Source organism: Candidatus Methylomirabilota bacterium, from assembly GCA_028870115.1.
In the GTDB taxonomy this organism is placed as follows: Bacteria; Methylomirabilota; Methylomirabilia; order Methylomirabilales; family Methylomirabilaceae; genus Methylomirabilis.
Genome location: JAGWQH010000043.1, coordinates 22,031 through 33,102, shown reverse-complemented (window position 1 = coordinate 33,102; position 11,072 = coordinate 22,031). Strand labels below are relative to the sequence as shown.

At 59.5% G+C, this 11,072-nt stretch carries 7 protein-coding genes; 4 read left to right on the top strand and 3 right to left on the bottom strand.

Annotated features, from left to right (window positions below):
• The 3 genes from KGL31_04920 to KGL31_04910 all read right to left on the bottom strand — a co-directional run.
• Positions 1 to 387, bottom strand: a 387-nt coding sequence (locus KGL31_04920; GenBank protein ID MDE2321245.1) for a hypothetical protein, incomplete at its 3' end; no start/stop codon positions are given.
• 70 nt (positions 388 to 457) lie between these two features.
• Positions 458 to 1,471 carry a hypothetical protein gene (locus tag KGL31_04915; protein ID MDE2321244.1) on the bottom strand — a complete coding sequence of 338 codons (1,014 nt, stop codon included), beginning with the start codon at positions 1,469 to 1,471 and terminating at the stop codon, positions 458 to 460.
• A gap of 210 nt (positions 1,472 to 1,681) precedes the next feature.
• The gene (locus KGL31_04910; GenBank protein MDE2321243.1) at positions 1,682 to 2,383 is read right to left on the bottom strand and encodes a tetratricopeptide repeat protein; all 702 of its coding nucleotides are present in this window, start codon (positions 2,381 to 2,383) and stop codon (positions 1,682 to 1,684) included.
• A gap of 299 nt (positions 2,384 to 2,682) precedes the next feature.
• Between KGL31_04910 and KGL31_04905 the strand changes: the two genes are divergently transcribed.
• The 4 genes from KGL31_04905 to KGL31_04890 all read left to right on the top strand — a co-directional run bounded on the left by KGL31_04905 (position 2,683) and on the right by KGL31_04890 (position 11,071).
• Positions 2,683 to 5,889: a glycosyltransferase gene (locus KGL31_04905; protein ID MDE2321242.1), complete on the top strand. Its 3,207-nt coding sequence runs from the start codon at positions 2,683 to 2,685 to the stop codon at positions 5,887 to 5,889.
• Positions 5,886 to 8,420 (top strand): glycosyltransferase, encoded by a 2,535-nt coding sequence (locus KGL31_04900; GenBank protein MDE2321241.1) that lies wholly within the window; start codon positions 5,886 to 5,888, stop codon positions 8,418 to 8,420. Before KGL31_04905 ends, KGL31_04900 begins: the two co-directional genes overlap by 4 nt.
• 68 nt (positions 8,421 to 8,488) lie before the next feature.
• Positions 8,489 to 9,058: a Uma2 family endonuclease gene (locus KGL31_04895; protein ID MDE2321240.1), complete on the top strand. Its 570-nt coding sequence runs from the start codon at positions 8,489 to 8,491 to the stop codon at positions 9,056 to 9,058.
• A gap of 3 nt (positions 9,059 to 9,061) precedes the next feature.
• Positions 9,062 to 11,071 carry a glycosyltransferase family 2 protein gene (locus KGL31_04890; GenBank protein ID MDE2321239.1) on the top strand — a complete coding sequence of 670 codons (2,010 nt, stop codon included), beginning with the start codon at positions 9,062 to 9,064 and terminating at the stop codon, positions 11,069 to 11,071.
• The last annotated feature ends 1 nt before the right edge of the window (position 11,072 follow it).

Here is an 11,072-nt window from a genome sequence, read left to right as displayed (position 1 = left end):
GCCGAGCACGATCCCGGCATCGTGACAGTCGTCGGCGAGGACGTCCTGGATCAGGGAGAAGTTGCCGACGCGAATACAGGTCCCGAAGTAGCGGACGATCCCGGGGCCCTTGATAGTGACATTGCCGCCGCCGGCGATGCCGGTTGTCGGCCCTGATTCATTGCCGGGGCCGGTGATCGAGTGGCCGTTCAGGTCGATGACTGAGGCGTTGCCGACGGTCAGACACGAGGCGGTCGCGTTCAGGTCGGCGTCCAGGCGGAGATTGGCGCCGTCGCCGAAGCCGCCGCAGCCCGTCACGGATGTGGCGGCCGCCGCCGGGCTGGGCAGGACCCCCATGAGGAGGAACAGGCCCCCCGCAGCCAGTAGTCCGGTGATTCGTTTCATCATTGCTCCCTCCTTGCGTTGATCTGGTTGAGTTTTTATCTGGGTGACCCGGTGCTTGGCGAGCCACGCAACGCTAACAGTCATGGCTGATAAGGCCGCCGGTGATAGTGGGACCAGTGGAATGGGGGACGACACCGCCGCCACAGTTGGTGGCAGTGTCGGTGACCACGTTCACGGTGGCCGTTGAGACGCCGCCGACGAGGATGTTGTTGGCATATGAGCCGCTGGTGGAGCAGTTGCCCCCTAGACCGGCACTGGTGCAATGATCCTGGACGGAGTTGCTTCCATCCTGGCAGCCGCCGCCGGTGCTTGGGCTGCCCGTGTTGCCGCACCCACGGTAATCCAACCCGACGGTGTTGGTCGATTTCGGGCTAGAGATGACGGTGCGCGATACGGCATTGCCCGCGCCGGACCCGCCGGTGATACTGCCGTTGGCGCCGGCGCCGCCAGCCGTGCTGCCGAAACCGCTGGCGCTGGTTAGGCCAAGCTGCAGCCCGGTGATCAGGTGCTTCGAGACGACGAGGTTCCAGATCTTGTTGTTCGTCTCGGTGAGGACGCCGGTTGCGCAGTCACGCACGATTGACGACTCGATAAACCCGCCCTGGCCGAGCCGGATCCCGATATCGTCGCCACCCGAGGTGACGCAGTTGCGGACCCGGACCTCCTTGACCTTGTAGCTGTCGCCGAGTCGGATGCCGATGTGCGCGGGCCCGACCAGGACACCCTCGACCGCCACATCACTGCCCCCCGAAATGGCGACGCCGAACCGCCGGACGGCCCCCGGTCCCCAGATAAAGGCGTCGCTGGGGACGGAGATCCCGATCGTGGGCTCGTTCTGATCGAAGCCGGCAATGATATAGCCGTTCAGGAAGATTACCGAACCGCGCGGAAAGGTGAGACAAGTCCCGCTGTGGATGCTGGTGTGGATATTGGCGACGATGTCGAACCGCGTGTCGGCCGACGCGCTGAAGTCGCCACAGTCAGAGACATTTCCGGCAACGGCGGGTGTTGAAAAGCCCGCAAGCGCCGACAACCCGAGCAGGCCCGCGAGGACCGGGACCCACCTTCGATTAAGCCATCCTTTCATCAGGTGTGCTCCTTTCTTCGCCCGGAGGCACCACCTCCGGGGTAGGTTCACTTCTAGGAAACGGCTTCCACTCTCCTGTTGACGACCGGTTCGTCTGCTCTGCCGCTCACCTCCTTCCGCCCCCCCCGATGCTTACGGTTAACGAATCATCGCTTGTTTCGGCGAAGTGTATTGGACAGCCCTATCAATTGTCAAGTGAAATCTTCGGCGTTACCGTTCCAACTCCTGGAGCGTGGTTCGGGCGGCAGCCTGATGCTCCGGAGAGGGGATACCCAACGCCAGCGCCGCCCGAAGATCCTTGATGGCCCCGGCCTTGTCCCCCGTCCTGGCGCGGAGCAGACCCCGCTGCACGAAGGCGGTGACCTCGGAGGGGTCCAGTTCGATCGCGGTCGTGAAGTCGGCGATCGCCCCGGCGTCATCCCCCGTCTTGGCGCGCAGGCGGCCTCGCTCCAGGAACGCGAGCAGCTCTTCGGGGTTGAGCTTCACGGCCCTGGTCAAGTCGGCGATCGCCCCGGCGTCATCCCCCGTCTTGGCGCGCAGGTGGCCACGGAGGCGGTAGGCGTCCTCCAGCGTGGGTTCCGCCTCTATGGCCCTGGTCAAGTCGGCGATCGCCCCGGCGTCATCCCCCTGTCGGTGCCGGGCGTTGGCCCGACTGTAATAGGCCAGGCTCAGCTTGGGGTTGAGTTCCACGGCCTTGGTGAAGGCGGCGATCGCGCCGTCCGCGTCGTTGTTGCGCAACCGCCCCATGCCGACCTCAAAGAAGCCGCGCGCTTCCTCCCATGCTGTCGGCGCCGGCGCAGGCGGCGCGGCGGGCTTTGTCGGGGTCGCGGCGCAGGCCCCAAGGATCAGCACACCCAGCAGCGGCGCGAGACGCCGGAGCCATTTCGTCGTGTGTCCTCGCGTATTTCCCATCAATCCTTCCTCCTTGGTTTACCGTATGCACAGACCACGTCTTTATATCGGAAGGCCCGGCAGCGTGTCAAGCGCAAAAGCTGACCTTCAGCGGGTCCGCTCAGGAATTGACAAGCCGTTGAGCCTGTAGTAGAAAAGGGGTTACATCGGAGGCGAAGCGCATCTTCTTCTTATTCTTAATTCTTATTGTCGCCGTTCTTGGTCACCGCAATTTTGCCTTATATCTTCTTAGATCGCCAGGTCCTTCGTGGCCATGAGCCGGACGGAGCCGCGGTAAGCCCTTAAGGAGCAGCGTACTGATGCACCAATCAAAGATCATGTGCGTGCTCGGCATGCACCGGAGCGGAACCTCACTCATTATGAGGATCCTGAACCTGCTGGGGGTGTACCTGGGGCCTGAGGCGCATCTCATGCCGCCCAGCCAAGATAATGCCAAGGGGTACTGGGAGCATCAACAGCTTACGGATCTCAATGACGAACTTCTTTCGACGCTTGGCGGAAGCTGGCATGAACCGCCGGCTTTCCTTCCAGGCTGGGAGAACATGCCCGCGCTTGCGGAGTTACGACAACGAACGCGGGCGCTCATCCGGCGCGACTTTGGCGGTGCGCCGCTGTGGGGGTGGAAGGATCCGCGGACCTGTTTGACCCTGCCGTTCTGGCAGCGGCTGCTGCCGCCCATGGCGTACGTCATCTGCTTACGCAATCCTGTGGATGTGGCGCGTTCGCTTCATCGGCGGGACGGCTTCCCGTTTGAGAAGGGCGTGAATCTGTGGCTGGCGCATGTGCAGTCCGCCCTGGACCACACCGCCGGCGCGGCCCGGCTGTTTCTCATCTATGAGGATATGATGGAGCGCTGGCCGGAGGAGCTGGCGCGGGTGGCTCGCTTCCTGGGGCGACCGGAGCTGGCCGAACAGGCCGAGATCCGCGCCGCGGTGAAAGCGTTCGTTGATGACGCGCTCCACCACCACCGCACCGTCCTCATCGATGCCATGGATGAGTCCGCGCTCGCCTTTCCCGCGAAGGCGCTGTATCTGGCCCTGCGCCTCTACGTCCGCCTGTCGCAAGAGGCCCGCGGCATACGGGGGGATGAAGATCGGGCGCTTCAAGAGGCGATTGATCGCTTCAGCCTGTATGCATCAACCGCGCAAGCGGAGACACAGAGCCTGCGGACTCAGGGGCCGGAGCTGGAGCAACGGCTTCAGACCTTGGAGGCGCAGGTGGCCGAGCGAGATCAGGCGGTCCAGGCGCTCTCGACCCAGGTGGCCGAGCGAGATCAGGCGGTCCAGGCGCTCTCGACCCAGGTGGCGGAGCGAGATCAGGCGGTCCAGGCGCTCTCGACCCAGGTGGCGGAGCAGCGGCATCAGGCGCAGCAGCTCCAGACGGCGAAGGCGGCGCTGGAAGCGGAGGCGGGGCGGCTTCGGCACCATCTGGAGATGCTGCTCAACTCGCTAAGCTGGAGACTGACGGCGCCGTTCCGGCGGATTCACGCGGGGTTGTACGCCCTCGGCGAAGGACCACGAGGTCTGTGGCGGAAAGGGGCGCGTGGGTTCCAGGTCCTTCGGGAGCTATGGTATCGCACCGCCTATACCGTTCATCCGTTCCGCTTCATGACCCCCACGGAGGTTGAGCATTCGGGTGCCCATTCTCTCGAAGAGGCTGTTCGTTGGATCCCCGCGGTACGGATCGGGCATCAGGCGAAAGACGCGTTCCTGGTGCATCCGCCGTCACGGGTAACCTATCGGCTCACGGTGCCGCCGCGAGCAGTGTTCCGGGCCTGTGTGGCGCTTCTGCCGGAGGTGTGGGGGCGAAACCCGAGCGGCGTCGAGTTCACGGTCTCCGTGTCGTCCCGCGACAACGGTCGATCGCTGACTCGGAAGCGGTGGAGCCATCCGACTCGCTTTCCTCACCACAGGCGGTGGCTGCAATTGCGGATGCCCCTTCATCGGGTCGCCGACCGGGAGGTGGAGCTCACCCTGTCCGCCTCTGTGGCGCCGGGAGCATCGGCAGATTTCGCCTCGGCGATCTGGGGCGACCTGATGGTTCTCTCTCGTAAGCCGCTTGGCGAGATCCGGCGCCTGGCCATGGAGTCTCTCAGGCAGTTTGGGGTTTGGGGCGTCCTAAGCCGTGTGATGCGCGTGGTCTCCGAGGAGACCGCCCTTACGGAGAGGCCGCTCGCCCCCGTGCGGATCCCGAGGGCCACCCTCGCCAAACCGGAGGAGAGGCCGCTCGCCCCCGTGCGGATCCCGATTCCCCGCCTTGTCAGGCCGGTGGAGATCCCCGCGAAAGTGTCGGTCGTGATCCCGACCAAGAACGGGGTCGCTGAGGATTTTGAAAGCTGTCTGCGCGCGATCACTCAACAGAAGGGTCTCAGGGAGCTGGAGATCGTGGTGGTCGATTCAGGGTCCGCCGATGAGACCGTGACGATTGCGAAGAGCTACGGCGCGCACATCTTTTCCATCCCCCCGGAGCAGTTTAATCACGGAGGAACCCGCAACTACGGCGGCGAGCGCGCCTCGGGGGAGTTGGTGGTGTTCACAACGCAAGATGCCATACCCGCAAGCGACGACCTCTACTATGAGATGGCGAGGATGCTCTTATCCGACCTCGCGCTCGCAGCGGTCAGCGCGCGTCAAATCCCCCGCTCCGACGCGGATCTCTTTGCGTGCTGGCAGAACTGGATCCACTTTCAGTATGTCGGCCTGGATACGGGGATCAGCCACATCGACGATCTCGGAAGGATCGACGACATGCCCCCCCAGGACATTCGGCGCGCTGCCGGTCTGGATGACGTCTGCTCGATGCATCGTAAGTCGATTTGGGACCAACTGCAGTACCGGCAGATGGCCTTTGCGGAAGATCTTGAGTACGGCATTCGCTGCCTGAAGGCAGGTCATAAGATCGGTTTCCTGGGGGATCGGGCGGTGTGCCATTCCCACAACCGGTCGGCCTTCTATCACCTGTCCAAGTATTATGTCGATACCATTACTCAGTTGGGTTTCTTTAAGAATGCAGACCCGCTCAAGTGGCAGTTGATGGGGATCGACACCATCGATCAACTCTTGTCATGCGCCAAGGATGTCTATGGGACGCTCAATGCGTTTGGCCGGTCTGTTTCACGCTCGGCCCTGTACGAGCCCCAGGCGTTTTCGGAGCAGTTGCGGGATTTCTTCGTCGCATACCGCCAGGGGGGAGAGCGTCTCGCTGTGGGTGAGGTCACACTGGACCGGCTCTTCAGTCGACTGGATGGAATGATGGAATTTCAGACGCCGTCCGGTAACCCCATTTGGGATACTGTCGAAGGGGCGATTAAGAATTACATCACGAGTTACCTGTCGGCAAGATACTCTTCGCTCAGCGCTGAAGATATGTTGGACTTCGCTTACAAGATATATGCAATGGTGGTGGGAGCGGATGTTGGAGATTATTATGCCGGTATGGTTCAGAATGGGATAACTTCAGATAATGCTGAGAAAATAAATGAAATGATATCTTATGGTATCAAATGATGAGAATACTTTACGCCTGCCACCAATTTCTCCCTGCCTACTATACAGGAACAGAGCGGTATACGCTCGAGTTGGTCAAGCAGTTGCAACGGATGGGCCATTACGCCATGGTGCTTACCTACGATCATCTGAGCGCCGATGGCATGCAACCTTTTCATGCGGATATCCTGTGCAAACCATACTACTTTGAAAGAGTCCCGGTCGTCGCGTGGCGACACAACGATTTTCAGGGGGGGACCGTGGAGCCGGACCTCTCCTTCCGGCTGAGAGATCCCCAGCTTGAAGCGGCATTCGAGCAATTGCTCGCCGAGCAGGCGTTCGATATTCTCCACACCACTCACCTGATGCGGATCTTTCCCATACTGCACGCGGCGAAGCGCCGGGGCTTAAAGATCGTTACGCACCTCACGGACTATTGGATGCTGTGTCCACGAGCGACGCTGCTGCGACCGGACGGCTCGCTGTGCGAGGGAGCGGATTCGGGCAGGAATTGCGCGCGGCACTGCTACGAGGCCCGGTGGACAGACGCCCTGCTCGAACGATATCGTCGCACCCAAGAGGCTCTCCGGCTGGCGGATACGGTCATCTCGCCCTCGCAGTTTTTGATTGATGTCTTCAAGCAGAACGGATCGGATACCGACCGCTTTGTCTACCGCCGGCACGGGTTCGATTACAGCAAGGTCAAGTTCGTCAAGAAAGGCAGGCTCTCGCAAGAGGGCGTCATCACCTTTGGCTTTGTGGGCACCATCCTCCCGCACAAGGGTGTCCATACCTTGTTGGAGGCTGTTAAAAAGATTGCATCCGATCATATCCGGCTGAAAATTCACGGCGGTTACTTCGACAGGCGGGATTATTACCAGTCGTTACTGGCGCTGGCCGGCGGGGATCCGAGGATCGAGTTCTGTGGCGAATACGACTTCCAGGACGTCGCCCGGGTCCTGGAGGAGATCGATGTGATTGTGGTTCCTTCGATCTGGTACGAGAACGCGCCGCTGGTGATCAGCACGGCCCACGCCTTCGGAATCCCCGTGATTGCCACCGACCTTGGGGGCATGGCGGAGATGGTCCAAGATCGCGTGAACGGCTTGACCTTTCGCATGGGGGACAGCGACGACCTGGCAAAGAAGATTTGCGCGATGGCCGATGATCCCGGCCTGCTGGAAACCTTCAGTCGACACATCACGCCGCCTCCCCGCATCGAGGGGGATGCGCTGTTTCTGGAGGCGGACTATACGAAGCTGTTACAGGGCGAGCCGTCCACGATAACCCCTATAGAAGACCGGGCTGGACGCGGCGTGAGCGCTAACCTTCTTGGAGAAGAGCAGCACGCTTCCTTGGAGAAGAACAGCACACATCGGCAGCCGTTGCAAGAACAGAAACTAAGGTGCTCCCTAGCGGCACAGGCTTCCTCTTTGCTCGACACGCTCAAACTTCACATCGATAGCAAAAGCTATCCGATCCCTCCGGACTTCCTCCTGCAGCAGATTGGCGGCCCCAAGGCCACATCAATGAGCTATTTGTACGGCGGTTATAATGTGTCGGAAGAGATCCGCTGGGCACTACGTTTGATCGGCAGGAACCTCCATGATGTGAAGAGCATCCTTGATTTCGGGTGCGGATGCGCTCGTGTTCTTCGGCGGTTTGAAGATCTGGTGCCTGCCTGCCAGCTTTACGGAGCTGATATAAGCAAAGAAACTATTGATTGGTGCAAGAAGAACATTCCCTTTGCCAAGTTTACGAAAAACGATCCCTTACCACCGCTTCCCTTTCCAGATGAAAGCTTCGACCTTATCTATGGGATCTCTGTGCTCACACACTTGGATGAGGGGTATCAATTTGCTTGGCTCAAGGAGCTTCAGCGCATAGCCAAGCCGGGGGCCATTGTGATTCTGACCGTTCACGGTGATTACAAGGCGTATGGAGACCTTTCTGATGAGGACTACATGCAACTCGAAAAGAAAGGCTTCGTCTATAAGAGGGTAGTTAAGCAAGGTGGGGTAGACGGCTTGCCTAATTTCTACCAAACGACCTACCATTCACGAAATTATATCGAGCGGGAATGGTCCCGCTTCTTCCAGATCTCAGCTTACCTCAGGCAAGGCCCAATGTTGTACCATGATATGGTTGTTATGGAAAAAGCAGGGATACAAGCACTTACTCCAACGCAGGAGAGTCGGGCTTCATATGTTTATGTGGAGACAGCGATAGTCTGGTTGGAGACACCTCAGATGGGCGAATTGGTCGAGCAAGATCAACTCGTGGTCAAAGGGTGGGCCTTCCATCCTGATGGACGCAAGGCGTATCTGGATATCTGGATAGATGGTGAAAAGTTCGGATCCTGTGTGTCAGAGGCTCCTAGGCCTGACGTTGCTCGGGACAATCCCAAATATCTACGTGCGAAATCCTCAGGATTTTCAACAACTCTCTCGATCAAACACTTGAGCAAGGGACCCCATGTGCTATGGGTCTTTTCTGGAACTGATCTTATGCCGGCTTCGCTTACTTACTTCTTCAAGGATGCTCAACAGTGACTCATGCTTCGTCCGGGGAAGGTGAAGAGCGTGAAGGCGAATGATCTTGTGAATGCAGGAGACGCGGCATGACGGTCCAGCTTGTGAGGCATCGTTTCACGGTGGAGGAGTTTCGTCGGATGGCTGAGTCCCGCATCCTGACAGAGGATAGCCGGGTTGAGCTGGTCGAGGGGGAGCTGATCGAGATGACGCCAATTGGGAGTCGCCATGCCGCCTGTGTCGATCGACTGAACCGGCTGTTCTCCCAGCGAGTGGGCGAGACCGCCATCGTCCGAGTCCAGAATCCGATTGACCTGGGCCGCCATTCGGAGCTTCAGCCCGACCTGGTCCTGGCCAGACCCCGACCCGACTTCTATGCCGGGGCCCATCCTAGCCCCGAGGCCATCCTGCTTGTCGTGGAGGTGGCTGAGACCTCGGCTGAGTTCGACCGCGAGGTTAAGGTGCCGCTGTACGCCCAGGCCGGGATCCCCGAGGTCTGGCTCGTCACCCTGGCCCAGCGGACGATCGCAATCTATCGAGATCCCACCGGGGCGGGTTACCAAGAGGTCCGATCGGTTGGACCGGGAGAAGTGATGTCCCCCCTTGCGCTGCCGGAGATCGTGCTGTCGACAGAATCCGTGCTAGAGGGAACGTTCTAACCGATGACGACGTACAACGCCGCTCATGGTGCTGACCCCCCTTGCGTGACCGTTATCGCGGTCAACTGGAACGGTAAAGAACTCTTGGCGGCTTGCTTTCAAGCCTTGCGCCAACAGACGTTCAGAGATTTTGAAATCCTCCTAGTCGATAACGGGTCTACCGACGGCTCAGTCGAATTCGTCACAGCAGGCTTCCCGGAAGTGGACGTCATTGCGCTGGATGAGAACTTAGGATTCAGCGCCGCTAACAATATCGGCATCCGGCATGCGCGAGGCGGATATATTGCTTTGCTCAATAGCGACACTGAAGTTGAACCTCGCTGGTTGGAGGAACTTGTAAACGCGTTAGACGCGCGTCCGGAGATCGGCTTTTGTGCGTCGAAGATGCTCCTCTGGCAGACAAGAGAGATCGCGGACACGTGTGGGGACTTCTACACCGTTGAAGGAATAGCGGGGAAGATCGGCCATCTGGAACACGCGGCTCAGTATAATCAGCCTCGAGAGGTCTTCGGAGCTTGCGCGGGGGCTGCGATCTATCGGAAGTCGATGTTGGACGATATCGGCTTGCTGGATGAAGATTTTTTTCTGGCCCATGAGGATACCGACCTCAGCTTCCGGGCACAGCTCATGGGCTACAAATGCCTCTATGTGCCGACTGCGATTGTCTACCATCATTTGAGCGCCACGATCGGGGCTGACAGCAACACCTATATCTATTACGGCCATCGGAATAATGAATATGTCTACATTAAAAATATGCCCTTGCTGCTCTTACTGAAATACTGGCCCTGGCATCTGCTCTTTGATTTCCTTCTGTTGCTGTTCTTCTTTCCTCGAGGAAAAGCCCTCCCATTTCTGAAGGCAAAAGGGGCAGCCTTGAGGGGTTTCCCCAGGATGCTCAAGAAGCGTCGGCAGATCCAGAGAGCGTGTCGTGTTTCTACCCGAGACATTGAGAGGACGTTAATAAAAGGCTGGCTGTTCAGTGCTCTGAGGCGTAAGTTGATGCGTGTTGCGCAAGACCTCTCTTGGTTTGCGAAAAGGGAGTTCTACCATGTGGCCCGCCGCTATCTGCCCCCACCGGTGAAACGCTGGTTCCTCAATGTTGACTTCGTCCGGGAGCGGATCCAGCCGAAACCGCCGCTTGCAGTGGAGCGCGCCGAGGCCTATCTTCAGGCGCTCCGAGCCCGACGACTGCTCGACCAGGGAGCCGGCGCTCTCAATGGGCGGATGGCTGCCGGGGGACACACCACGAAGGCCAGTATCGTGATGCTCACAAAGAATCGGCTGGCGCTAACCCAGCTTTGCCTGGAGAGCATACTGTGCTATACGGATGATTCACACCTTGAGATCATTGTTGTGGACAATGCGTCGACGGACGGGACGCGAAGCTACGTGGGCCAGCTTGCCCGGCAATGGCCTGCTATTCAGCTCATCTGTAACGATCGGAACGAAGGATTTGCTCGGGCGACCAATCAGGGGATTCAGAAGGCACGGGGTGACTACATTGTGCTGCTGAACAACGACACGATTGTCACGCGGGGCTGGCTGAGCCGACTGCTTCGTTATCTGGAGCAGAATCCGAACGTCGGTATGGTGGGGCCGGTCACCAATGATGCGGCCAATGAGCAGATGATCGCGGTCGGCTACACCTCACTTGAGGAGTTGGAAGTCTTTGCCGAGGAGCGGTACCGGCGCTGGGAAGGCCGGGCGTTTGAGATCGCGATGCTCCAGATGTTCTGTGTGGCTATGCGGCGAAGCCTCGTTGACCAGATCGGCCTCCTTGATGAGCAGTTCGGGCTGGGCACCTTTGAGGACGACGATTACGCGCATCGGGTCAGGCAGGGCGGCTACACGCTCCTGTGCGCGGAGGATGTGTTCACCCACCATTTCGGCCGGGGGACGATGCGGAGACTTCAGGAAGATACTTACTTCAAGCTGTTTGATGGGAACCGACGGCTCTTCGAGCGGAAATGGGGAGTGCACTGGCGTCCCCACCGGCTCCGTTCCCTCTAAG